This is a genomic window from Paenibacillus sp. MZ04-78.2, assembly GCF_024213375.1.
Taxonomy (GTDB): domain Bacteria; phylum Bacillota; class Bacilli; order Paenibacillales; family NBRC-103111; genus Paenibacillus_G.
In genome coordinates, this window is the sequence record NZ_JANAVJ010000004.1 from 12,670 (window position 1) to 36,421 (window position 23,752).

Here is a 23,752-nt window from a genome sequence, read left to right on the forward strand (position 1 = left end):
AGCAGGCGGTCTTACCGCGGCTTGAATCATGGATGCCGCAGGAAAACGCACTTGATTCTCGTCGAATGAAATCCTTCGTTCTTCAGCTTATACGATCGCTTTAGCCGCTTGTCCCGGAATCGTCTCGGCCGAAACGCCCGTGCCCGTCGCTCTGGACGACAGGTGAACGGCTCCCGCTTCGGGGGCGCGGACAAGCTGGCCGCGGCACTCGTTAACTCCGGCTTCGGTGACCTTCACCCGGCACACTTGGCCGATCCAGTCCTCGCTGCCTTCGAACACAAGCTGCAGGTAGTTGTCCGAATAGCCCATGAGCAGGCCGCTTCCCGGCTGACCCTTGTAGTCCCGCTCCGGAATGACCTCAAGCACTTGGCCGACAAACGTCTCCGCGTAGCTGAGCTGCATCCTTTCGGACAAATCGATCAGTTCGTGTACGTGGGCGTTTTTGATTTCCTCGTCAATCTGATCCTCCATCCGCGCGGCCGGCGTACCGGTCCGCTTGGAATACGGGAATACGTGCATTTCCGAAAATTTCATCTGCTCCATAAACCGGTAGCCGCGGCGGAACATCTCATCCGTCTCCCCAGGGAAACCGACGATAACGTCCGTCGTAATCGCAACGCCCGGCATAATCCGGTGAATATGCTCGATTTTGGAAGCAAATTGTTCCGTCGTATATTTCCGGCGCATCCGCTTGAGCACCTCGTCGTCTCCGGCCTGCAACGGAATGTGCAGATGACGACACATTTTGTCCGAGGCTTGCAGCACCTCAAGCACCTCGTCCGTAATTTGGCTCGCCTCGATCGAGCTGATGCGAATCCGCTTCAGGCCGTCGACCTTGTCCAGATCCCACAGCAGCTTGGCGAGGCTGTAATCCTCCATATCTTCCCCATAGCCGCCGGTATGAATCCCCGTCAGCACGATTTCCTGATAACCGGCGTCGACGAGCATGCGGGCTTGATTCAACACGCTTTGCGGCTCGCGGCTGCGCATCAGACCGCGCGACCACGGAATGATACAGAAGGTGCAGAAGTTGTTGCAGCCCTCCTGAATTTTCAGGAAGGCGCGCGTACGATCCGAAAAGTCCGGCACGTCCAGCTCTTCGAACGCACGTGTTTTCATAATATTGCGCACCGCGTTGATCGGCTGGCGCTCCTGCTCCAGCTGTTTCACGTAAGGCATGATTTTGTCCCGGTCCTGCGTTCCGATGACCAGATCGACGCCCGGAATCGCCAAGATTTCGGCCGGCGACGTTTGCGCGTAGCAGCCGGTCACCGCGACGATCGCTTCCGGGTTTCTCCGAATGGCGCGCCGAATCATCTGACGGCTTTTTTTATCCCCGGTGTTGGTCACCGTACAGGTATTGACGACGTAGACGTCGGCTGTCGATTCGAAATCAACCTGCTCGTAGCCTTCCTGTTTAAACAACTGCCAGATCGCTTCCGTATCGTAGAAGTTAACTTTGCATCCGAGCGTATGAAAAGCGACGGTTGCCATTTATTGTTCTCCCCCCATTTCTCCGGATTCGTATAAAATGCATGTGAGCCCGACCATGGCGGCCGTCTCCGTTCGTAAAATTCGTTTGCCCAAACCGACCGCCACGCAGCCGGCCGCCTCCGCCTCCGAGACTTCCCGCTCGCTGAACCCGCCCTCGGGTCCTACGATAAGCATCAGCTTGACGCGGCTTCCTTCGGTCCGGTCGTTTCTCCGCGAAACCGCTTCTCGTATCGCCCGGCGAAGCTGCTGCGCGTCCTGCTTCTCATAGCAGATCCAGGCGGCATCCGCCTCCGAAGCTATCCGCAGCAGCTCCTTCCACGAGAGCACGGGCTCGACCGCGGGAACGCGGTTGCGGTGGGCCTGCTCAGCCGCTTCTTTGGAAATTTTCTGCCAGCGTTCACGCCGCTTGCCTTCCTTTTTGCCGTCCAATTGAACAACCGTGCGCTCTGAAACGAACGGCAAAAAACGGACTGCGCCGATTTCCGTCCCTTTCTGGATGACAAGCTCCATCTTGTCTCCTTTGGGCAGGCTTTGAGCAATCCATACATCGACCGCCGCTTCGTTCTCCATCGGCAGACGGTCCACAATATCCGCCGTCACCTGCCGGTCTTCCAAAGAACGAATGCACACAAGCGCCTCCCGGCTTACGCCGTCGCTTACAATGAACGTATCTCCCGGCTTCGCCCGCATCACGCGAATCAAATGATGCGCATCGTCCCCGGTTATCGTAACCACAGCATCCGCAAATTCGTCCGGATGAATGAAATATCGCTGCATTTCGTATCCTTCACTTCCACAAAAATAGGTTGACCGCTTTTACGAAACGTAGAAACGGTCATCCTCCATCATACACTTTTTTCGTTCCAAACGCCAGTTTCCGATGAAAATTAACCGATTTTACCGAAAACGGTCACGCCCGGATGCCTACCCCGAAAATCAGCTGCGCTACGGAATCGAACGCCTCAAAAATCGGCCGCTGCAGGGCAAAGATCGGCCCGAGCGTAACGTTCCGGATCGGCGGTATGAAGAACATCAACAAAATCGCGTAAAACAGCCACTGCTCGTAAGGCTTGATCTTCATCATGATTTTTGGCGGCAGCAGATCCTCCACGATGCGGTAGCCGTCCAACGGAGGGAATGGAATCAGGTTGAGTATGAACAAGAAAATATTCATCAGGACCATCTGGGTGAAAAACAGTTGAATTGCCATGCTTACCCCTTGCGACGTTCCGGTTAACGCGCCCATACGGATCAGCGCATAGAACAGGATCAAGCTAACGAAAGCAAGCACCAGGTTGCTGAGCGGCCCGGCTAACGACACGATAATGCCCATCAGCCGGGGCTTTTTGAAATGGCTGCGGTTGACCAGAACCGGCTTCGCCCATCCGATGCCGACGACCAGAAAAAAGATCATCCCCAGCAGATCGAGGTGTACGCGCGGATTCAGCGTAAGCCGTCCCATCGACCGCGGCGTCGGATCGCCGAACCGGTCGGCGAAATAAGCGTGCGCGAATTCGTGCACGGTAAAGCTGAGCAACAGCACAAGGAAAACAAACGGCAATTGCTCCAACGGGTATGCGAAAAAATTCCAATTCATGTCCGCTCACCTACGGCTTTCTGACGACGAGCACAACCCAATCCTGCTCCTCGGTTTGCTCAATCAACTCGAAGCCGGCCGAGGTCAGCGCTTCTTCCACCGCCTGCTGCTTGCTCTTGATCACGCCGGATACGATATAGCGCCCGCCTGGCTCCAGCACCTCGTACACGTCTTGGACGAACAGCAATATAATTTCGGCCAAAATGTTCGCTACAACGACCTGCACAGGCAGCTTGACGCCGAGCGCGCCGCTTCCAGCCGCTTCCGCCTTGTGCTCGTTAAGCACCTGTAGCAGGTCACTCAGCTTCACGGTGATCTGCTGATCCAGCCCGTTCAGGTGCACGTTCTCCGTCGCGCTGGACACGGCCACCGGATCGAGGTCAAGCGCCAGCACATGCTTCGCGCCCAGCTTGGCGGCCGCAATGGCCAAAATGCCCGAGCCGGTGCCGACGTCGATCACGTCTTCGCCGCCTTGGATCACACGTTCGAGCGTGCGCAAGCAAAGCGACGTCGTCGCATGCGTGCCCGTGCCGAAGGCCATTCCGGGGTCCAGCTCCAGAATCAGCTCGTCCGCTTCCGGCGTATATTCTTCCCAGGTCGGCTTAATCGTCAGCCGGTCCGTTACGCGCAGCGGCTTGAAGTACTGCTTCCACGCGTTCGCCCAATCCTCGTCGTCCACATCGTTCAATTCGTAGACAGGATTCCCGGTATCGATATCGTATTCCGCAAGCTGATCGACGGACCGCTTCAGTTCCTCCAGAATTGCTTCCATGTCGGTCCCTTCGGCGAAATAGCCTTTAATGACGGCCCGGCCTTCCGGGATATCGTTCAGCGGCAGCTCATACCATTGCCCGAGCGACGTATCCCTCTTCTTGTTGAGCGTCCCGGACTCCTCGATCGACACGCCGCCTGCCCCAAACTCGTGTATAAAATTCGAAATCATCTCGATTGCTTCTTCTGTCGTATGTACCGTTAATTCATGCCAACGCACCGGGTATTCCCTCCCATATTTTGCTTATGCAAGCACACATAAGTCCTAGTATACAACAATTACGGGCGCGGGTAAAACGGCTCGGACGCATGCGAAAAACGGTTCCCTGCATGTCGGACATGCAAAGAACCGTTATCACTGGCTGCGAATGCCGCCTTTGCCGGGCTTCAAATGTTGCCGCCCGCCTCGCGGATGACCCGCAGCGCTTGGTCGTAGGTCGCTTCATCCAGAACGACCGTCAGCAGAATGTCCCGGCGCGTCATATCCTCCGGGTCCGCTGCCAACAGCTCTCTGCTGCCGTCGGCCATGCCGCTGGCATCCACATCGACGGCGGTCAATATCCGCGCATCCTGACTCATACCGGACCCGCCGAGCGTTAAATAGGCCAATCCCGGAAAATCGCTGTTGCTTAAAGGATTGAACGTTTCCTCCACGCCATGCCCCGGATACTCCCCGAATTGATCGATTTGAATATCGGCGGCACGCAAGGCTTTCAGCTTCGGCACGCAGCTCTCCGCTTGCTGCCTGGATTGGAAATAAGCCAAGATGCTTTTTTCAGCCATAAAAAATTACCCCGCTTCCCTACGCTTGCCCTTGTTGTCTCTCATCGGCATCCGCCGCACGCTCGCGCGCTTCGACGTCCGCTTGATCCGCCAACTCGGAAGCAAATTCGACGTCTTCGTTCGTGGCGATGGGAAGCTGCCGATTCGCTTGATTGGCCTGACGTTCATTTTCGCTCATGTCTGTATCCTCCTTCACTTTGTTCATTCGGTTTGAATAACCACCTCCTGTATTGTTCGCCAATGAAACGGAAAATATGCAAAAAGACACAGCAGCGAAAAAAAATCGCCGCCGTGCCTGCGTATGCCTGTTGAACTGCCTATTCGCCTAAAAAGGCCTTTTTCATCCGCTCGAAAATCGATTCATTTTGCTCGTGCGTATGCTCGCCGCTGTGCCGTGCGAATTCGCGCAGCAGCTCCCGCTGCTCGTCGTTCATGTTGGTCGGCGTCACGACGACCACCTTCACGTGCTGATCGCCTTGACCGTACCCGCGAAGCCGTGGAACGCCTTTGCCTTTCAGGCGGAAATACGTATCCGTCTGCGTACCGGCCGGAATTTTCAGCTTCACTTTCTCGGTCAGCGTCGGAATTTCGATCTCGTCCCCAAGCGCCGCTTGCGCGAACGTCAGAGGCACTTCGCAATAAATATCGTCGCCTTCCCGCTCGAAAAATTCATGCGATTTGACGCGAATCACGACGTACAGGTCTCCCGGAGGACCTCCCCGCGTCCCTGCTTCGCCTTCTCCCGTGACGCGAAGCTGTGCCCCATCGTCCACGCCCGCTGGAATGTTCAGGCTGATCGTGCGCTGCTTCTTGACTTTCCCCGAGCCATGGCACGTTCCGCATTTGTCTTTGATGATTCTTCCCTGCCCTTGACAAGCAGAGCACACCCGGCGGTTGACGATTCGCCCGAAAGCCGTATTTTGCACGACTTCCTGCTGTCCCGACCCGTGACAGACGCCGCACGTTTCAGGCTTCGTTCCCTGCTTCGCTCCGCTGCCGTGACACGTATCGCACGTTTCCGTGCGGGGAATGTTGATTTCGGTTTTTTTGCCGAATACCGCTTCCTTGAATTCGACGGTCAGCGTATATTGCAGGTCGTTACCCCGTTGCGGCGCGTTCGGGTTGCGCCGCTGGCCGCCGCCGAAGAACATGTCGAAAATATCGCCAAAGCCGCCGAAGTCGGCGCCGTTAAAACCGCCACCCATACCTTGATTCGGATCGACATGGCCGAAGCGGTCGTACTGCGCTTTCTTCTGATCGTCGCTCAGCACGTCGTACGCTTCCTTCGCTTCTTTGAACTTGGCCTCCGCATCGTCCGCCTTGTTCACGTCCGGGTGGTATTGGCGGGCGAGACTACGGTAAGCTTTCTTGATATCCTCTTGGGAAGCGTCCTTGCCTACGCCAAGCACTTCATAGTAATCGCGTTTACTCATCGTTCCACTCCCACTCCCCGGGCGACAAACGGAAAGTCAAAGCCGAATGCCGGCTTTGACTTCCTGCTAACCGCAAGGGTTATTACTTCTTCTTCTCGTCGACCACTTCGTAATCCGCGTCTACCACGTTGTCTTTGCCTTTGGCCGCTCCTTGCGCGCCTTCTGCGTCTGCGCCGCCGGCCGCTTGAGCCTGCTGTGCCGCCTGTTCGTACAGCTTCGTGGAAAGCTGCTGAACGATCTGCGTCAGCTCCTCGGTCGCTGCTTTGATCTCGTCAAGGTTGTTGCCTTCAAGCGCTGTTTTCACTTTGTCTTTCGCCGCATTCGCCTTGTCGATTTCAGCCTGATCGACTTTGTCGCCCAGATCTTTAATCGTCTTGTCGACGGAATAAACGAGCTGATCCGCCTGGTTGCGGGCTTCAACAAGATCCTTGCGCTTGCGGTCTTCGTCGGCATGCGATTCCGCGTCTTTCATCATGCGGTCGACTTCCTCTTCGGACAGACCGCTGGAAGACGTGATCGTAATTTTTTGGCTTTTGCCTGTGCCTTTATCCAGTGCGCTAACGTTGACGATACCGTTGGCATCGATGTCGAACGTAACTTCGATTTGCGGCACGCCGCGCGGCGCGAGCGGAATATCGCCCAGGATGAAGCGGCCCAGCGTTTTGTTGTCGGCCGCCATCGAGCGCTCCCCTTGCAAAACGTGGATTTCCACGCTCGGCTGGCTGTCTGCGTAAGTGGAGAACACCTGCGATTTCGTTGTCGGAATCGTCGTGTTGCGGTCGATCATTTTCGTAAATACGCCGCCTGCGGTTTCGATCCCCAAGGACAGCGGAGTCACGTCGAGCAGTACAACGTCTTTGACGTCGCCAGTGAGTACGCCCGCTTGCACGGCAGCGCCGAGCGCGACGACTTCGTCCGGGTTAACGCCTTTGTGCGGCTCTTTGCCTGTCAGCCGTTTCACGGCTTCTTGAACGGCCGGAATCCGCGTGGAACCGCCGACCAATACGATTTTGTCGATTTGGTTCGCGCTAAGGCCCGCATCGCTCAAAGCTTGACGGGTCGGTCCCATCGTTCTTTCCACCAGCTCGGCGGAAAGCTCTTCGAATTTGGCGCGGGTCAAGTTCATCTCCAAGTGCTGCGGCACGCCGTCCACAACCGTAATAAACGGAAGGGAAACTGTCGTCGTCACAACGCCAGACAGCTCTTTTTTCGCTTTTTCGGCAGCGTCTTTCAACCGTTGAACGGCCGCTTTATCTTTGCTCAAATCGATGCCTTGCTCTTTTTTGAACTCGGCCACGAGGTGGTCGATGACCACTTGGTCGAAATCGTCGCCGCCCAGACGGTTATCCCCGCTGGTCGCTTTAACTTCGAAGAAGCCGTCGCCAAGCTCCAGAATGGAGACGTCGAACGTACCGCCGCCAAGGTCGTATACGAGAATCGTTTGGTCTTCGCTTTTCTCCATCCCGTACGCGAGAGCGGCCGCCGTCGGCTCGTTCACGATCCGCAGCACTTCGAGGCCTGCAATTTTACCTGCGTCCTTCGTCGCTTGACGTTGACTGTCGTTGAAATAGGCCGGAACGGTAATAACGGCTTGCGTGACCGGCTGGCCGAGGTAAGCTTCCGCATCGGCTTTCAGCTTTTGCAGAATGATCGCCGAAATTTCTTGCGGCGTGTACTCTTTGCCGTCGATTACTTCTTTGTGGTTTGTCCCCATATGACGCTTGATGGAGATGACCGTACGGTCAGGGTTCGTAATGGCTTGGCGTTTCGCCGTTTCGCCGACGACGCGCTCGCCGTCTTTCTTTAAGCCTACGACGGAAGGAGTCGTACGGTTGCCTTCCGGGTTCGGGATCACGACGGCCTCGCCGCCCTCCATGACGGCTACGCAGGAGTTCGTTGTCCCAAGGTCGATACCAATTACTTTACTCATGAGGGTTAGCCTCCTTAATTTCGCTGTGCATTGTATGGGTATACGCTTATCGCGTTCATAATTTATGCTTTATGAGCTCACTTTGACCATGGCTGGTCGGATGACTTTGTCTTTCAGCAGGTAGCCCGCTTGCACTTCTTCCACGACGATGCCTTCCTCGTACTCATCGGATTCCACCTGCATGATGGCTTGATGGTACTCGGGATTGAAAGGTTGACCGACCGCTTCCATCTTTTGCAAGCCTTCGCTTGTCAGCACTTGCTCCAGCTGGCGGAAAATCATATCGATCCCTTTCGTCAAAGCTTCGTAATCACTGCTGTCCTTGCTGGCGGCAAGCGCCCGGTCGAAGTTGTCGACCACCGGAAGCAGCTGCTCGATCAGCTTGAACGAAGCATATTTGGCAAACTCTTCTTTTTCCTTTTGCGTGCGGCGTCTGAAGTTGTCAAAATCAGCCTGCGCCCTCAAAAAACGCTGGTGATTTTCCTCCGCTTGTTTTTTGAGCTCTTCCACTTCCAGATGGACTGCCTCCTGAGCCTCCGATTGGCTGGTTGCCTGTTCTGTATCGGCAGCGCCTTCGGTCGATGCTCCGTCGCCATATGTAGCTCCGGCTTCTTGCTCCTTAGTTTCGACGTCCGTCTCCGGCCGTCCGTTCGCTTGCTCTTTTTGTTCCGCGTTCAATTGTGTCACCTCCTTAACCGAATCGACCGTCCGGCCTGTCTATCTCTACTTATTGTAACCATCCCTTGCGGGCGGGAAACGCCCGGCATGCTTGGCCCCTACTCTTCCGTGCGCGGACGCATCTTAATGACCGTATGGATGCGAAGCACCGCGCACGCCACCTCGCCGGCAGCCTTCAACGCATGCAGCTTCACCTCCGCCGGGTCGACGACGCCGGCGGCCATCATATCCGCGACGCTTCCGGTATCGCAGTCGATACCGAGCGCGTCGTTGCCGGAAGCGATTTGCGCCGCCTTCACCTCTTCGACTTTCTCCAGAGGGTTGTAGCCCGCGTTCACGACGATTTGGGCCAGCGGCTTGCGCAGCGCCTGCGCGACGGCGGCAATGCCGAAACCCTCCATGCCCTGCACCGTCTCCCGGTGGCGGTCAAGCTCGTGGGCGACGGCCATTTCGGACGCCCCGCCGCCGGGCAAGCAGCCGCCTCGCAGCGCGGCCTGCACGCTTGAAGCCGCGTCACGAGCGATGCGCAGACGCTCGCCGACCACCTCGCTCGTGCTGGCGCCCACGACGATGGATACTTGCGTGCGGCCTTTGCCTTCGGCCATCCGTACGCTTTCCAGACGCTCGTCGTAAGCGACGTGCCCGGCGAAGCCGAGATAGCCCGCCAGCTCCGAGGCAGGCTTGCACAGCCCGCTGCGGCGGATCGGCCGCGCGCCGGTGTATTCGGCGATGCGGCGCAGCTCCGCGCGCGGCAGGCGCTGCAGCACCATGATCCCATGGTCGGTACAAAACTGCTCCGCCTCGGGGTCGACGCCCCGCTCCGAGGCCACGAAGCCGACGCGCAGCTCGACGAGCTTCTCCAAGAGGACACGGAACTGCTCCCGCAGCTGCGTCTGCTTGTGGAAGCCCGCATCGGTCATGAGCGCTTCCTCATCGACCGTCTCCGGCTCGAACGCATCCTGGAACAGCAGCACCTGCGCCGTATCCGGCGGAAAATCAAGCTGAGCATTGGCCGGCTTTTTGTTAATCAACAGGCCCGGCCACACTTCGTTCGCCGCTTTTCCGTGCGACATTACGACGTCGGAGAAGCGGAAGTGCGGCTCCCGCAGCTTCGCCGGGCCTAGACGCTTCGCTCCTTCGACGATCAGCTTGGCGAGGTCGGCGTGTTCCCGCCCGGCAACGTACGCGATCCGGTACAGCAGCGGATCGCTCATTCCTTCCAGAGGACGCGCCCGGCGGGCCAGCGACTCCAGCGCCGCGGCCACGCCGTTCTGCACCCCGCGGACGACCTTCGCCACCGGTACGCCCCGCGTGACCTGCGCCACGCCTTCGGTGACCAATGCGCCCGCTAGCACGGTAGCCGTCGTCGTGCCGTCCCCAACCTGATGCTGCTGGGAACGGGCGACTTGAATGAGCAGTCTCGCAGCGGGGTGGGTGACGTCCATCTTTTCCAAAATGGTCACGCCGTCATTCGTAATGACGACTTCCCCCTGCGTCCCGACCAGCATCGTATCGAGCCCCTTCGGTCCGAGGGTCCCTTCCACCGCGGAGCAAATGGCGCGGATCGCATTCGCGTTGTTCCGCAGCGTGGCAAACGCCTCTTCGCCTTCCTGACCTGTCGGCTTGATTTGGCTCATTTGTACCAACGCCCCATTAACTGATTCAAATCTTTCGTCAAATGATCGAGCAGCTTGATGACTTTACCGTAATCCATCCGCGTCGGTCCGAGGATGCCGATCGTCCCAAGCAGCTGCCCGTCTATCGAGTACGAAGCGGTGATCAGACTGCAATCGTTCACGGCTTCCAGCTTGTTCTCGCTGCCGATCCGCACCAGTATCCCGTTCGTTTCGCCGGTTCCGTCAAACAGCTGCACCAGCTTAGGCCCTTCGGCGAGCAAGTCCAGAATGCTTTTCACTTTATCGACATCCTTGAACTCGGGCTGCGTCAGCATGTTCGTCGTGCCGCCAAGGAAAATCCGCTCTTCCTCTCCGCGGTCCATCACGTGATCCAGCATGAGCAGCAGCTCTTCGTAGCCGGAGACGTAACTGCTCAGCTCCGAGGCGATCTCCGTGTAAAGCTTCGACTTGAAATGAAGCAGCGGCACGTTCTTGAGCCGGGCATTGAGCAGGTTGACGAACTTCTCGATCTCCGACATCGGAACGCCCTCGGGAATCGTGACGGTCTTGTTCTCCACCTGTCCGGTATTGGTCACGATAATCGCAACAGCCGCCCGCTCGTTGAGCGGAACGATCTGCAAATGCTTCATTGTCGTGCCCAGCATCTCCGGTCCCATGACGATGGACGTATAGTTCGTCAATTGAGACAAAATTTGCGCCACATGCTGGATGGTACGTTCCATCTCCTGCATTTTTTCGGCAAAAAACTGCTTGAGCATGTCGACATCCTGAACAGGAAGCTGGTTATAATGCATCAGATGATCGACGTAATATCGGTAGCCCTTGTGGGAAGGAATTCGGCCGGCCGACGTGTGCGGCTGCTCCAGAAAGCCCATTTCCTCCAGGTCGGACATTTCGTTGCGGATGGTGGCGGGGCTGAATCCCACGTTGCCGCGCTTGGATATGCTGCGGGAGCCGACCGGCTCAGCAGAACGGATGTAATCATCGACGATGGCACTTAAAATATGACGTTGTCGTTCGGTTAGCACACCAAGTCCCCCCTACTTTTTTCGGCCGAATGGAGGGTTGACTGCGTGAAAGGAACTGCAGCCTCCGGAAGCATAAGCCCCAACTGCAGTTCTTTCCTCCGTCAAAAACATATCAGCCGAAAAACAAATATATTTAAAAGAAAATAAACCAAGGCATACCTCGCTCGCCTTGTATCTCAACATTCAAACCGCTCTTTCGTTAGCACTCCGTGTTAGTGAGTGCTAAGCTAATACAAAAATAACAGACCCATAGGGTCTGTGTCAAGTCAGTCGAGCCGTTTCAGGACGGCGATTTCGTCGCAGCAATGCTGCTTTTTGCAGTGGATGCAGTCACGCCATACCTTCTCGGGGAAAATCTCCTTCTCAACAACGGCAAAGCCGTTTCTTTCGAAGAACGCCACCTCGTAGGTCAGCGCCATCACTTTCGGAATGCCCTGCTGCTTCGCTTCGTGCAGCAGCGAGTTGACGAGCGCCTTGCCGATACCTTGACCTTTATATCCGTCCGAAACGCCGAGCGACCGGATCTCGACCAGATCCTGCCCGAGCCTTGTGAGCGAGCCGCAGCCTACAAGCTGACCGTCGATTTCCGCTACGACGAACGTATCGAGTTGCACAGACAGCGTCTCCTTGGAACGCGGGAGCATAATTCCTTTTTCAGCATAGCCTTGAATAATGTCGTATAATGTGTCAATGTCCTGCGCGGTCGCTTTTCTGCAGGTCAAGGTCGTCGTCATAGCGGTTCCCACCTATCGCCTAGTAATATCTCATGGAGAAAATGATATGAATAAATATACAACAAGACGTATAAAGGATCAACCTATTTTGACGTATTTTTTACAGCTCCCAAAAATTCGCCGAACACTTCGTTTCCGAGCAGCACGCCGCGCTTACTCAGCTTATAGCCCCCGGCGCTCGCCTCCAGCAACCCGAGGCTGCATTGCCGCTGGAGCACGTGCCCGAACACGTCGTCCAGTTCCATGCCGAACTGCTCGTTAAAATCCGCCTTGCGCACGCCGCCGAGCATCCGCAGCCCGACCATCATGAAATCTTCCATCGCTTCATGAACTTCCACCGCGTTCTTCTCCAACAGCGGCAGCCCGCTGCGCGTCGCGTCGATATAAGGCTGAACGCCTTTAATATTCACGTGCCGCTGACCGTGGACATAACCGTGAGCCCCAGCTCCAAGGCCGTAATAGCTCTGATTGCGCCAGTACATCGCGTTATGCCGGCTCTCGTATCCGGGTCTGGCGAAGTTGCTGATCTCATACTGCCCGTAGCCAGCCGAGCACAGCCGTTCCATAATCAGCAGAAACATGCCGATTTCCTCATCTTCTTCGGGAAGCGGGAGCTGTCCGCGCTCATAGAGCGTGTGGAACAACGTATTCTCTTCCACCTTTAAGCTGTAGATCGAGTAGTGCGGCAGGTCCAGCGCGAGCGCTTCCTTCAGCGTCGCTTCCATTACCGTCTTGGTCTGCTTCGGCAGTCCGAACATCAGATCGATGGACAGATTCGTAAACCCGGCCTTCCGCGCGTTCTCCAAGCTCCGGTATACGTCGTCGGTATTGTGGATGCGCCCGATACCTTCAAGCAGCCCGTTGTCGAACGATTGCACCCCGAAGCTGATCCGGTTGACGCCTCCTTCTTTCATCGCTTGCAGCTTCTCCAGATCGGTTGTGCCCGGATTCGCCTCCATCGTGAATTCCAGCTGCGGCGACCAGGCCGGGAAATAAGCGCGGACACGGCGCAAAAATACTTCCATCTGCTCCGGCGTCAACACCGTCGGCGTTCCGCCTCCGACGAAGATCGTCTCGATCTCCCCCGGCGGGACCGTCTGCACCGTCCGTTCCATTTCGCGCTCAAGCGCATCCAGGTAATCCATGACAGGCTGGCCTTTCAACACGTAGGAATTGAAATCGCAATAGTGGCACTTGTTCGTGCAAAAAGGGATATGAATATACACCGCTTGGGGTGTCTGGGTTCGCTGCAGCATTTAGGTTCCCCCTAATGGCAAAAGCAGGCGTTCGGAACTCCGAAGCACCTGCCTGCTTTTTTCTTAGTTATCGTCGATCTTCAATACGGCCATAAACGCTTCCTGCGGCACTTCCACGCTGCCGACCTGCTTCATGCGCTTTTTGCCTTCCTTCTGCTTCTCCAGCAGCTTCCGCTTCCGCGAAATATCGCCGCCGTAGCATTTGGCAAGGACGTTCTTGCGCATCGCCTTCACCGTCTCACGCGCGATGACCTTCTGGCCGATCGCCGCCTGTACCGGCACCTCGAACATTTGGCGCGGAATGAGCTCCTTCAGCTTCTCACAAATGATGCGCCCGCGGTGGAACGCCCGGTCGCGGTGAACGATGAACGAGAGCGCATCAACTTGCTCCCCGTTCAGCAGAATGTCCATTTTCACCAGATTGGAACGCTTGTAGCCCGAAAGTTCATAATCGAATGAAGCGTAGCCTTTGGTGCTCGATTTCAATTGGTCAAAGAAGTCGTAGACGATCTCCGACAGCGGAATATCGTAAGTGAGCGTCACGCGGGTCGTGTCGAGATATTCCATATTGATATATTCGCCGCGCTTGGATTGGCACAGCTCCATGATGGCGCCGACATAATCGTTCGGGACAATGACGGACGCCTTGACGTAAGGCTCCTCAACGAAGTCGATTTTGCCCGGTTCCGGGAACAGCGACGGGTTCTCGATGTTCAGCTCTGTGCCGTTCGTCTGCGTCACGCGGAACACCACGCTCGGCGCGGTCGTAATGAGCGGAATGTTGAATTCGCGCTCGATCCGTTCTTGAATGATCTCCATGTGGAGCAGCCCCAAAAATCCGCAGCGGAAGCCGAAGCCGAGCGCCGTGGACGTCTCCGGCTCGAAGCTGAGCGACGCGTCGTTCAATTGCAGCTTCTCCAGCGCTTCGCGCAGATCGTTGTAATCGCTCGTTTCGATCGGATACAGTCCGCAGAATACCATCGGGTTGATTTTGCGGTAGCCCGGCAGCGGCTCGGTTGTCGGATTTTTGGCGTCCGTTACTGTATCCCCGACCCGGGTATCGCCGACGTTCTTGATCCCCGCGACGACGAAGCCGACATCGCCGACCTCCAGCGAAGGAACCGAGTCCATGCGCGGCTTGAATGCGCCGACTTCGATGACCTCGAACGTTTTATCCGTCGCCATGAATTTGATTTTCGAGCCCGCTTTGATCGAGCCGTCGATAACGCGGACGTACACGATAACGCCCTTGTACGGGTCGAAGTGCGAGTCGAAAATGAGCGCCTTGAGCGGGTTGTCCGGATTTCCTGTCGGTGCGGGGACCTTCTGTACGACCTGCTCAAGAATTTCCTTAATTCCGATTCCGGCTTTGGCAGAAGCCAACACCGCATCACTGGCGTCAAGTCCGATCACGTCCTCGACCTCCTGCTTCACCCGTTCCGGCTCCGCGCTTGGGAGGTCGATTTTGTTGATGACCGGCAAGATTTCCAGATTGTTGTCCAAAGCCAAGTAGACGTTGGCGAGCGTCTGCGCTTCAATCCCCTGCGCCGCGTCCACGACGAGCAGCGCGCCTTCACAGGCGGCAAGACTGCGGGAAACCTCGTACGTAAAGTCGACGTGTCCCGGCGTATCGATCAAATTCAATATATATTCTTCACCGTCGTCGGCCCGGTAGCTAAGGCGAACCGCCTGAAGCTTAATCGTGATGCCCCGCTCGCGCTCCAGATCCATCTGATCGAGCACCTGCTCCTGCATTTCACGCGACGTCAGCGCGCCGGTATATTCGAGGATGCGGTCTGCAAGCGTCGATTTCCCATGGTCGATATGGGCGATGATACAAAAATTTCTTATTTTCTTTTGTCTGGCTTGGATATCCATCGGCAGCTTTACCCTCACTAACCTGCAAATTTACAATACTTCTAATTATAGCAGTTGTGAAGGCAGGCAGCAATGGAAACCCCTAAAACTTCCAAGCCTGTTCCGTTGCCGAAGACGGCAGCGCTTATGGACTTAACGCTTCAAATAGAGAGACGACGAGGCGGATGCCGTAGTACGCCGCAATCTGCAGCAGTTCTCCCGTCTTGTTCCCGACACGGTTGATGCCCATGTTCGCAGCCGGGTCTTCCGGCATGGCCGGCTTCGCTTTGGCCTCCGCAGGCCGTTGCGCTTGCGGTTTAGGCGCCGGCCCCGCTGCATTCGCTCCGGCCGGTGGCGCGGCGACCGGTTTCCCTGTGGGCGCGGCGGTATACGCGTGCTGCTTCGCTTCCCCAGCCCCGGCCTGCGGCTTGGTCAGCGGGCCGTGAATCCGCTCAGTTCCTTGCGTGGCAAGCGCGACTCCGAAAAAGATGCAGAAGGCCATCGCCAACCCTACGGCGCCGACTTTGACGAACGTATTTCCTCTCACCGCGCTCTCCTCTCTTTCTCCCCGGGGGCCCGGTACCGGCCGTTACTTTTTCCCGTCTTTCCTGTCTGTGATCGGCGCATCGACCTTCTCCGCATTCAGGATGACTTCGGAAACAGCTTTGGCAAGAGCATCCACGGTGCGATAGCATTCCTCCAGGCTGTTGTCCACCCCGCCGACTTCGATCAGCACGTTGTTCGGGGAGAAGGTCTGATTGTAAACGCCGTTGCCTTCTCCGTTCTTGGCATGAATCCCCTTGGAGAGGCCAGGGTACTTCGCTTCGAGCACGCGGTCGACTTGTTCGGCGAACTGGTAGTTTTGCTTCCAATTCGGATTTTTGCCGCCGATGATAAAGTAGATTTGCGCGTAATCTTTTCCGTTGATCGTCGCCGTCGTCTTGTCGCGGCGCTGAGAGTCGCGGTGAATGTCAAAATAAAATTTCAAGTCCGGGTGTCCGGATACGGCCTCTTCCAGCGTTTTGAACGAATATTTGTAGGAGTAGTAATAGTTGAAGCTTTTTTCGATAGCCGGATAGTTTTTATCCGAATGCACGGCGCCGATGCCTTCCTTTTCCAGCATTTGGGCGAGCCGCAGCCCGACCAGCGTTACGTTCCGTTTCGGATCATACGCCTTGTCCGGATCTCGGACGCCCGGCAGCTCCGGCAAATAAGATTCCTGATTGTGCGATTGATAGACGAAAGCGACATTTTTGCCGGCCATTCTCGGTCCTTCGGCCGCAGGCAGCGGGATGGCCGGTCCCTGCACTTTCCCTTCATCGACGGATTTTGCTCTAGGATTAGCCGTAATCGAACCCGCTTCCCCCAGGTCCCCGCGCTGAAACACGTCCGATTTGGGACCGTAGTCCTCGGGAGAATCGACGACGAAGCCGTCGGCGCCGCTCAGCAGCACGGAGCGCTCCTGCGACAGTCCGGGCACTTCCCGGGAAATGAGCGTCTTCGGGTCCTTCGGATTCAGATCGGTGAACAGCGAGAACAGGAAGCCCGACACGTTCGATTGCGAAAACGTAAACGACTTGCGGTCCTGTTGAAGACCCGGCACCTCCATCCCCATCATATCCATGAAGAAACGGCTGGACACGGAAGCTGCAAGTCCCTTCATCGACGTGGAAGGAGAAGGGTTCGAGACGGTCGAATGCACGTACCCTAGCAATCCGATGGCTATAAAAAACAACAGACATCCTGTCACCAGGATAGTCAACGTCCTTGAATACATGCCGATGGCTTGTCCTATTTTCCGGTACTTGCTTAAATTGACGGTGACGGCCGGCCACTTCATGATCCATTCCTCCTTGTTCGGCTTCTGTTGCATCTTCGGCTGAGCAGGCACCTTCCGACGCTTTTATTACCGCCCGGAAGTCCCACTTCTCTATTACCAACTCTATGAAGCCGCGCTAGAAGATAGAACCTGAAAATCATAGCCATAAGGAAATTGACCGGCATAATCAAAAACGCCCGGGGCGGAGGATCGTCATCCTGCCGTGCCCGGACGTTCGTTCAGATTAATGCGTATACGCAGATACGTTGCTCGTATCGACCGCCTCATGCAGCGCGGCATTCAACCCGCTGGCAATCATATTGGCGATGTCTTCGATGAACTGATCGATCTCCTTCGGCGTGACGAGCAGATCGTGGCCGAGCGGGTTCAGCACTTCCTTCACCAGTTGCAGCCGCTCCTGCTCCTGCATATTGTCGAGAAGACCGAGAATATGTCCGGTGTTCGTCGTCTGCTTGCGGAAATGGTTATGCATCATATCGAACGCATTGTTCACGATCGTCGACGCATAGACGACGGTCGGCACGCCGATGGCGATAACGGGCACCCCAAGCGTATCCAGCGTTAAGCCTCTGCGCTTGTTGCCGATGCCCGACCCGGGATGAATGCCCGTGTCCGCAATCTGAATCGTCGTGTTGACGCGCTCAAGCGAACGGGACGCCAGCGCGTCGATGGCGATGACCAGATCGGGCTTCGCCTGCTTCACGATTCCCTCCACGATCTGGCTCGTTTCGATCCCGGTCGTCCCAAGCACGCCCGGCGCCACGGAACTGACCGGGCGATAGCCCGGACTGACCTGATCCGGCATCAGCTCGAAATAATGACGGGTCACCATGACATTCTCCACGACCATCGGTCCCAGCGCATCGGGGGTCACGTTCCAGTTGCCGAGTCCGATGATCAACACGCTCGCCTTCGGCCCGATATTCAACTTGTGCAGAAATTTCTCGAACTCCTGCGCGAATATCGTGGCTACCCGGTCCTGTAGATCGCTGTCTTTTTGACGCAGCGCCGGCACGTCCAAGGTTATATAATGACCCGGAAGCTTCCCGACCGCCTGGGAGCCCTCCTGGGAAGTAATATCGATCACGCTGACCCGGACGCCTTCCTGTTCGTACTGCGTCCGCTCAATGCCCGGTATCGTCATACCGCCGGCCGATGCCAAATCGTGCGCCTCAAGGGCGAGATCCGTCCGCACGGAGTAAGCGCTCAAATCCAATCCCATGCTCTCGTCTCCTTTCATTCTGGCTCGCCAAGTTATTGTGTGAAAAAGCCAAATTCGTTATGCAAAAGTTTTACAGGCTCCGGCCGGCCGTTTCTATTGCATTTTCATATGGCCCATGTTAGAATATTAAGAGTTGTCAACAAAACATGACCTATGTTTTTTTGCAAGTTGTGGTAGGAGGTGAACGTCATGCCAAACATTAAATCCGCGATTAAACGCGTGAAAGTAAGCGAGAAGCGCCGTCTTCGCAACGCTTCGCACAAATCCGCGCTCCGCACGGCTGTAAAAACAGCTGAAACTGCAATCGCAGGCACTAACGTGGACACGGCTAAAGCCGCTCTGATCGCTGCCAGCAAAAAGTTGGACAAAGCAGTGACCAAAGGATTAATCCATAAAAATGCCGCTGCCCGCAAAAAGTCCCGTCTCGCGAAAAGACTTAACGTGCTTTCCGCACAATCGTAAGGTACTTAAGCGGCGTTGCAGCAGGTACGAGACTTTGTTTCCGTACCCGTTGTCAACAACATACATGCGATCAAGAAAGACCTTCAGGCCATTCGTCCTGTCGGTCTTTTTTATTTGCATTAGCGGCATGACCGTCCCTTTCCGGAACGATCATGCTCACCAATTGTATCCTCAAGATGCCAGCCGCAGCAGAAACATTTCCAAGCCCAGCACCTTGTCGATTTTCCCGCTCTTCATCTGGTAATCGAGATCCGCCAGCTGCCGCAAAATGTCAGCAAGCTGCTTCAATTCGAACTTGTTCGCCTGACCCGCCGCAACCTTTACACCGTACGGATGGAGACCGAGCTGGCCGGCGATTTGCTGCTGCGAATAGCCCTGCTGCATTAAATCCTTCACTTGGAACATGATGCGGAACTGCCGGGCGATCAGCATCACGATTTTGATCGGCTCCTCCTTGCGGCGGATGAGCTCGCTCAGCATCGTAAATGCCTGATCCAGCTTGACCTGAACAATATGCTCAATTAGCAGAAAGATGTTCTGCTCGATGCTTCTCGTGACGAGCTGCTCCAAATCTTCGGCTTGAAGCGTCCCGCCCTGACCGACGTAGAGGGCGCATTTCTCCACTTCCTTGACGAGCGCCTGAAGGCTGGTGCCCGTGTACAGAATGAGCCGCTCCGCGACCCCGGGACCGAACGAGAAACCGGCTTTCCCCGCTTCCTGATTGACCCATCCCGTCAATTCGTCCGCAGACAGCATGGCGCACGGGACGAGCGCATCGGCTTCCTTCAGCGCCTTGACGATCTTTTTGCGCTCGTCCAGCTTGTCCGCCTCAACCGTAAAGACGATGATGGAGAAATCCACCGGGTCTTTTAAATAGTTCGCAAGCCGTTCGAGTGAATGCTCCACTTTGCCGCTTTCCTTGGCGCCTGTCAGAAAAAGCGCATTCGTTGCGACGACCAACTTGCTCGGCACCATAAAAGGCAGCGTTTCCGCCTCCTCGATGACGACTTCGACCGGCGTCTCCGTCAGATCGTATCGCGATACGGCAAACGCTTTATGCTCCGGCGCGACCAGCTTGTCCGTCAACCGGGCGATCAGCTCCCGAATCAAATAGCTTTCCGCCCCGTAGGCTATATATACGGGCTTAAACTGCCCCTTGTTGATGTGCTTCATCGCCGTTTTGTAATCCATTGTGCCGCCCACCGTTCCTTCCCGCTCTGCTTACGTCCTTCATGATACCAACAACAAAGGGATTACGTCAAAGCCCTGAGGCCCGACCTAATCCCTTTGTCCGAAACGCATCTATATAAACACCTGCCGGCAGGCTCTAGAAACCGGCCGGCAGATGGTCATACGACGTGAATCGTCTTCCGTCTTCATCTGTTGTATATATACGTGAATGTACGCTGCGGGGTGCAACAGTTCCCTGTACCAAATACGTTAAACTTTCATGAACTTGCTGAAATCCGCTTTCGGTTATGGCTTGCTTGGCTTGACTTCCGTTTCGGTCTTGGCTTTGAGGTCGATGACGAACGTCCTGGACTGTTCGGCCATCATAACCCGGTACGTCAATTTCCCATCGCCGGACAATTCCACAAGCTCGATGCGATCCGCGTCCTTCCAATTGTAGCCGGACGCATACAGTTCCTTGTCGTCTTTATCAAAAATAACAATTTTCTCTTCCCGGACCGATGCCTTGTACTTCTCGTCCGGGGATGCAAGCTCGTGGGCTGCGGGCTTCGAGTCCGGCTTCGTGGCATTGCCCATATTCGAGCCGTCATTCTTCTTAGCAAAGTTTTCCGGCCGCGGCTGCCCCGTCGCTCCGGCACCGCCCATGTCGGCCGACTCAGAGGCGACCGCTTCTTCTGAAAGCTGGGACGGCTCCGAGGCGATGAAGCCCTTGGCTTGCTCGCCATTGCCGTTCATCGGAGCCCCGGACCGAATCCCTTTGTCTTCTCCCGGAGGAGACGCAGGCTGCTGAGAAGGCACCGCTGCACTATTGTGTTTCTCTACCGGAGCCTTCGGCAGCTTCTCCCGAACGGGCTGCTCCGGTTCTACCGTCTTGTTCCCGCCTCCGGGCGTCTGCTGCCGCGGTGCGGCCGTCTGACTTGCGCTACGGTCTACATCCGCTGCATCGGAGCTTCTCGATTGGGCAGAGGCTTCTTTGTTTGTGTCGCCGCTTCCTGCCGACGAATTTTGGGGCTTGTGCTCCTGGGTGGCCGCTTTGTTATTGGGGCCGCCTGCGGGAAGAGTCTGCGCCGCCGGCTTGCTTTTGGCCGCTTCAGTCGCTTGGCCGGCCGCCGGCAGACCTTCGCTGTCCGTTTTCTTATCCGTCATCGAGAGCAGCAATCTTCCCGCATCCGACTCGGGATTGGACTGCTGGCTCTGGAACAGGAAAAATCCGAGTACGAGCCCGACCGCTACAACACCGCCGAACACGGGGAAGGAAATCCATTCCCGCACATTTTTGCGCCAGCTTCCCCAAGCTGGACGCTCGTCTGCCGGATCGGCGGTGGCCCTTGCCCGCAGCGCTTCCGTCTCGCGCTCTAACTTTCCGGAAGCGGCATACGCGGCATCCGGTGCGGCTCCAGCCGCCTCAAGCTGCTCCAGCTTCGGCAATATGGCGTCGACCAAGCTGAATGGCGGCGTTACCTTAGGCAAGCACTCCAGCTCGTTCGATAAATTAACAAGACGTTCGAACAATCCCGTGCAATCCGGGCACTGCTGCAGATGCTGAAGCATCCGGCCGTACTCCGTTTCATCGAGATCCCGGTCCAGGTATCTCTGCATCAGTTCGATCACCTCTTGACACATCATCCCCGTACACTACCTTTCCGTAACGATTCGTATATCCTCTTCATGCTGCGCCGCTTACCCTCGAACCGCGTCTCCGCTTGGCTTTTTGTACTCCCTAAGGATGGTTTGGAGCTGCTGTCTTGCCCGAAACAAATAAGATTTCACCGTGTTAATCGGCAAATCGAGCGATTCCGCTATTTCATTATAGGAAAAATCCTGCAAGTATCGAAGCACGACGACGGACCGATGGTGCTCGGGGAGCTTGTAGATTGCATCTCGGATGTCCTGAGCGATATACGAGGACATCACTTCGTCTTCCACCGTCTTATGGTCGGTAAAGCTCAAATCGTGCTGCTCGATCGAAACCGTAGGCTTGGCCCGGCGGAATTTATCGATGCACAAGTTGGTCACGATGCGCTGCACCCACGTTTTAAACTGTGCCTTTTCTTCGTAGGAGTTAATCTTTGTATAAATTCGGATTAACGCTTCCTGAGCCGCGTCCATCGCATCCTGCTCATTGTTCAAAATGTAATAAGCGGTACGGTAGACGTGGTTTTCAATCTCGCGCAATAGGGTAATTAGAGCGTCGCGATCGCCCGACTGGGCAGCCTTGATAACTTCAGGCGCTACCACTGGGACCCCCCTCTCTTGCAACCTTATAAACGAGTGCGTGGGGCGAAATGTTGCAGCCCGGGACACAATTCTATCAGCATATCAAATTTTGACTTCGAGGTACATAGAAGTTTTCGCCTTTAACAGCCGACTTATGTCGTTGAATTATACGTGAAAGGGGCTTTTTTGTTTCGTGGCAAAAAAAGACCGGATTCCCCGCGGCTCCCCGGCTGACGATGTCCCGTTTAACGGCTCGTGCCCGGTGATTATCTCGTTAAATACAAGTTATTTTTGAATGAGATGAAGAATCGCTTTCTAATGCCTGACGGTCCCGGCCAGCCATCTTCATTTGAGATGACGGGTATCGGCTATTCCGATTTCACTTGACAAAACAGATGGGTTATGATGAGAACATAGCAGGCTTAGATATGCCATTATAATGTTGGAAGGAGTGCTGTACTATGTTTACTACTCCCATGACAGACATCGTCGGATGTTCCTATCCCATCCTACAAGCCGGCATGGCCGGGGGGCCGACGACTCCGCAGCTCGTTGCCGCCGTGTCGGAAGCCGGCGGTCTGGGAACGATTGGCGCCGGATATCTCCCGCCCGAGCAAATCAAACGCGCCATCGAAGAAGTCCGCCGTCTGACAGATCGCCCTTTTGCCGTCAATTTATTCGCTCCCGAGTCGTTCGGTCCGCCCGACGAGACCGCAGCGCGCATGAACGAATGGTTAAACCGTTACCGGGAACGGCTGAACCTTGCGCCGGGGACAATGCCCGCTAAGTTTCAAGAAACGTTTGAAGAGCAGCTTCAAGTCGTTCTGGACGAACGCGTGCCCGTATTCAGCTTTACCTTCGGCATCCCTGCACCAGAGCTTATCGACAAGCTGAAAAGCCGAGGCATTAAGCTCATCGGGACCGCGACCACGGTGCGCGAAGCGCTGGCGCTTGAGGAGGCCGGGATCGATCTTATTGTCGCCCAAGGCAGCGAAGCCGGCGGACACCGTGGCACGTTCTTGGGCCATTACCAGGACGGACTGGTGGGAACGATGGCGCTGGTCCCTCAAATCGTCGCTAAAGTCCGCACTCCCGTCATCGCCTCGGGAGGCATTATGGATGGCCGCGGGATCGTCGCCAGTCTGGCGCTGGGCGCTTCCGGCGTGCAGATGGGCACCGCTTTTCTGACCTGCGACGAAAGCGGCGCCCACGAGCAGCACAAGCGTGCGATCCTTCAAAGCGGCGAAGAGGACACGACGGTGACCGTTGCTTTTTCGGGGAAAGCGGCTCGGGGGATCAAAAATGATTTTATTTCGGAGATGAAGCAATATCCGGGCTCCATTCCCGAGTACCCTATTCAACATAAATTAACGCAAGACATCCGCAAGGCCGCGGCGAACGAAAATAACCCGCAATATATGTCGCTCTGGGCCGGGCAAGCGCTGCGCTTGCATAGGACTCGGCCCGCAGGCAAGCTGATCGCCGAGCTGATGAGCGAAGCAAGCGATACGCTGCAGCGGCTAAGTCAATACCGGGAAGGATGATCGTTCCCGGTATACAAAAAAGAGGCTTCTTTTCAAGCAGCTTTTGGTCTACTTGGAAGAATGCCTCTTTTTGATTTA

The 23,752-nt window shown here is 56.0% G+C and carries 22 protein-coding genes; 2 read left to right on the forward strand and 20 right to left on the reverse strand.

Annotated features, from left to right (window positions below):
- Window positions 1-87: 87 nt before the first annotated feature.
- The 17 genes from mtaB to gpr all read right to left on the reverse strand — a co-directional run bounded on the left by mtaB (window position 88) and on the right by gpr (window position 18,260).
- A complete protein-coding gene (gene mtaB, locus NLX71_RS04540) occupies window positions 88-1,494 on the reverse strand; it encodes a tRNA (N(6)-L-threonylcarbamoyladenosine(37)-C(2))-methylthiotransferase MtaB (protein WP_254362308.1) in 1,407 nt (468 codons plus the stop codon).
- Window positions 1,495-2,271: a 16S rRNA (uracil(1498)-N(3))-methyltransferase gene (locus NLX71_RS04545; protein WP_254362309.1), complete on the reverse strand. Its 777-nt coding sequence runs from the start codon at window positions 2,269-2,271 to the stop codon at window positions 1,495-1,497.
- Between the two features lie 133 nt (window positions 2,272-2,404).
- Window positions 2,405-3,091, reverse strand: coding sequence for a site-2 protease family protein (locus tag NLX71_RS04550; RefSeq protein ID WP_254362310.1), 687 nt, complete (start codon window positions 3,089-3,091; stop codon window positions 2,405-2,407).
- A gap of 10 nt (window positions 3,092-3,101) precedes the next feature.
- A complete protein-coding gene (gene prmA / locus NLX71_RS04555; RefSeq protein ID WP_254362311.1) occupies window positions 3,102-4,082 on the reverse strand; it encodes a 50S ribosomal protein L11 methyltransferase in 981 nt (326 codons plus the stop codon).
- A 167-nt stretch (window positions 4,083-4,249) separates the two neighbouring features.
- Window positions 4,250-4,645: a hypothetical protein gene (locus tag NLX71_RS04560; RefSeq protein WP_254362312.1), complete on the reverse strand. Its 396-nt coding sequence runs from the start codon at window positions 4,643-4,645 to the stop codon at window positions 4,250-4,252.
- Between the two features lie 19 nt (window positions 4,646-4,664).
- Window positions 4,665-4,850 carry a YfhD family protein gene (locus tag NLX71_RS04565; protein ID WP_302058080.1) on the reverse strand — a complete coding sequence of 62 codons (186 nt, stop codon included), beginning with the start codon at window positions 4,848-4,850 and terminating at the stop codon, window positions 4,665-4,667.
- A gap of 112 nt (window positions 4,851-4,962) precedes the next feature.
- Window positions 4,963-6,078 (reverse strand): molecular chaperone DnaJ, encoded by a 1,116-nt coding sequence (gene dnaJ, locus NLX71_RS04570; RefSeq protein WP_254362314.1) that lies wholly within the window; start codon window positions 6,076-6,078, stop codon window positions 4,963-4,965.
- Between the two features lie 82 nt (window positions 6,079-6,160).
- Entirely contained in the window at window positions 6,161-8,008 is a 1,848-nt protein-coding gene (gene dnaK / locus NLX71_RS04575; protein ID WP_254362315.1) for a molecular chaperone DnaK, read from the reverse strand.
- 69 nt (window positions 8,009-8,077) lie between these two features.
- Window positions 8,078-8,686 (reverse strand): nucleotide exchange factor GrpE, encoded by a 609-nt coding sequence (grpE, locus tag NLX71_RS04580; protein WP_254362316.1) that lies wholly within the window; start codon window positions 8,684-8,686, stop codon window positions 8,078-8,080.
- A gap of 98 nt (window positions 8,687-8,784) precedes the next feature.
- Window positions 8,785-10,323 (reverse strand): TCP-1/cpn60 chaperonin family protein, encoded by a 1,539-nt coding sequence (locus tag NLX71_RS04585; RefSeq protein ID WP_254362317.1) that lies wholly within the window; start codon window positions 10,321-10,323, stop codon window positions 8,785-8,787.
- Window positions 10,320-11,351, reverse strand: coding sequence for a heat-inducible transcriptional repressor HrcA (gene hrcA, locus NLX71_RS04590; protein WP_254362318.1), 1,032 nt, complete (start codon window positions 11,349-11,351; stop codon window positions 10,320-10,322). Before hrcA ends, NLX71_RS04585 begins: the two co-directional genes overlap by 4 nt.
- Before the next feature lie 266 nt (window positions 11,352-11,617).
- Window positions 11,618-12,085, reverse strand: coding sequence for an N-acetyltransferase (locus NLX71_RS04595; RefSeq protein ID WP_254362319.1), 468 nt, complete (start codon window positions 12,083-12,085; stop codon window positions 11,618-11,620).
- Between the two features lie 83 nt (window positions 12,086-12,168).
- Window positions 12,169-13,341 (reverse strand): radical SAM family heme chaperone HemW, encoded by a 1,173-nt coding sequence (gene hemW, locus NLX71_RS04600; protein WP_254362320.1) that lies wholly within the window; start codon window positions 13,339-13,341, stop codon window positions 12,169-12,171.
- A 63-nt stretch (window positions 13,342-13,404) separates the two neighbouring features.
- A complete protein-coding gene (gene lepA, locus NLX71_RS04605) occupies window positions 13,405-15,219 on the reverse strand; it encodes a translation elongation factor 4 (protein ID WP_302058081.1) in 1,815 nt (604 codons plus the stop codon).
- Between the two features lie 124 nt (window positions 15,220-15,343).
- On the reverse strand, window positions 15,344-15,745 hold the full coding sequence (locus NLX71_RS04610; RefSeq protein ID WP_254362321.1) for a hypothetical protein: 402 nt from the start codon (window positions 15,743-15,745) through the stop codon (window positions 15,344-15,346).
- Window positions 15,746-15,787: 42 nt separating this feature from the next.
- Complete coding sequence (spoIIP, locus tag NLX71_RS04615; protein WP_254362322.1) at window positions 15,788-17,038, reverse strand: stage II sporulation protein P; 1,251 nt, start codon at window positions 17,036-17,038, stop codon at window positions 15,788-15,790.
- 223 nt (window positions 17,039-17,261) lie between these two features.
- The gene (gene gpr, locus NLX71_RS04620) at window positions 17,262-18,260 is read right to left on the reverse strand and encodes a GPR endopeptidase (RefSeq protein ID WP_254362323.1); all 999 of its coding nucleotides are present in this window, start codon (window positions 18,258-18,260) and stop codon (window positions 17,262-17,264) included.
- Between the two features lie 189 nt (window positions 18,261-18,449).
- On the opposite strand from gpr, the gene rpsT reads away from it, so the two are divergent.
- The gene (rpsT, locus tag NLX71_RS04625; protein WP_254362324.1) at window positions 18,450-18,722 is read left to right on the forward strand and encodes a 30S ribosomal protein S20; all 273 of its coding nucleotides are present in this window, start codon (window positions 18,450-18,452) and stop codon (window positions 18,720-18,722) included.
- Between the two features lie 171 nt (window positions 18,723-18,893).
- Here the strand turns inward: rpsT and holA are convergent, their stop codons facing one another.
- From holA to NLX71_RS04640, 3 genes are all read right to left on the reverse strand, one after another.
- The gene (gene holA / locus NLX71_RS04630; RefSeq protein ID WP_254362325.1) at window positions 18,894-19,913 is read right to left on the reverse strand and encodes a DNA polymerase III subunit delta; all 1,020 of its coding nucleotides are present in this window, start codon (window positions 19,911-19,913) and stop codon (window positions 18,894-18,896) included.
- A 285-nt stretch (window positions 19,914-20,198) separates the two neighbouring features.
- Window positions 20,199-21,539 carry a zf-HC2 domain-containing protein gene (locus NLX71_RS04635; RefSeq protein WP_309248918.1) on the reverse strand — a complete coding sequence of 447 codons (1,341 nt, stop codon included), beginning with the start codon at window positions 21,537-21,539 and terminating at the stop codon, window positions 20,199-20,201.
- Window positions 21,540-21,593: 54 nt separating this feature from the next.
- Window positions 21,594-22,151 carry an RNA polymerase sigma factor gene (locus tag NLX71_RS04640; protein WP_254362327.1) on the reverse strand — a complete coding sequence of 186 codons (558 nt, stop codon included), beginning with the start codon at window positions 22,149-22,151 and terminating at the stop codon, window positions 21,594-21,596.
- Window positions 22,152-22,591: 440 nt separating this feature from the next.
- Between NLX71_RS04640 and NLX71_RS04645 the strand changes: the two genes are divergently transcribed.
- Entirely contained in the window at window positions 22,592-23,674 is a 1,083-nt protein-coding gene (locus NLX71_RS04645) for an NAD(P)H-dependent flavin oxidoreductase (protein WP_254362328.1), read from the forward strand.
- Window positions 23,675-23,752 lie beyond the last annotated feature (78 nt).

Coding starts and splice junctions, on each gene's coding strand:
- holA (WP_254362325.1), bottom strand. CDS start 19,913: ATGGATTACAAAACGGCGATGAAGCACATCAACAAGGGGCAGTTTAAG.
- hemW (WP_254362320.1), bottom strand. CDS start 13,341: ATGCTGCAGCGAACCCAGACACCCCAAGCGGTGTATATTCATATCCCT.
- rpsT (WP_254362324.1), top strand. CDS start 18,450: ATGCCAAACATTAAATCCGCGATTAAACGCGTGAAAGTAAGCGAGAAG.
- dnaJ (WP_254362314.1), bottom strand. CDS start 6,078: ATGAGTAAACGCGATTACTATGAAGTGCTTGGCGTAGGCAAGGACGCT.
- spoIIP (WP_254362322.1), bottom strand. CDS start 17,038: ATGAAGTGGCCGGCCGTCACCGTCAATTTAAGCAAGTACCGGAAAATA.
- NLX71_RS04595 (WP_254362319.1), bottom strand. CDS start 12,085: ATGACGACGACCTTGACCTGCAGAAAAGCGACCGCGCAGGACATTGAC.
- NLX71_RS04645 (WP_254362328.1), top strand. CDS start 22,592: ATGTTTACTACTCCCATGACAGACATCGTCGGATGTTCCTATCCCATC.
- dnaK (WP_254362315.1), bottom strand. CDS start 8,008: ATGAGTAAAGTAATTGGTATCGACCTTGGGACAACGAACTCCTGCGTA.
- NLX71_RS04565 (WP_302058080.1), bottom strand. CDS start 4,850: ATGAACAAAGTGAAGGAGGATACAGACATGAGCGAAAATGAACGTCAG.
- NLX71_RS04635 (WP_309248918.1), bottom strand. CDS start 21,539: ATGATGTGTCAAGAGGTGATCGAACTGATGCAGAGATACCTGGACCGG.
- NLX71_RS04545 (WP_254362309.1), bottom strand. CDS start 2,271: ATGCAGCGATATTTCATTCATCCGGACGAATTTGCGGATGCTGTGGTT.
- lepA (WP_302058081.1), bottom strand. CDS start 15,219: ATGGATATCCAAGCCAGACAAAAGAAAATAAGAAATTTTTGTATCATC.
- mtaB (WP_254362308.1), bottom strand. CDS start 1,494: ATGGCAACCGTCGCTTTTCATACGCTCGGATGCAAAGTTAACTTCTAC.
- NLX71_RS04560 (WP_254362312.1), bottom strand. CDS start 4,645: ATGGCTGAAAAAAGCATCTTGGCTTATTTCCAATCCAGGCAGCAAGCG.
- NLX71_RS04585 (WP_254362317.1), bottom strand. CDS start 10,323: ATGAGCCAAATCAAGCCGACAGGTCAGGAAGGCGAAGAGGCGTTTGCC.
- gpr (WP_254362323.1), bottom strand. CDS start 18,260: ATGGGATTGGATTTGAGCGCTTACTCCGTGCGGACGGATCTCGCCCTT.
- NLX71_RS04550 (WP_254362310.1), bottom strand. CDS start 3,091: ATGAATTGGAATTTTTTCGCATACCCGTTGGAGCAATTGCCGTTTGTT.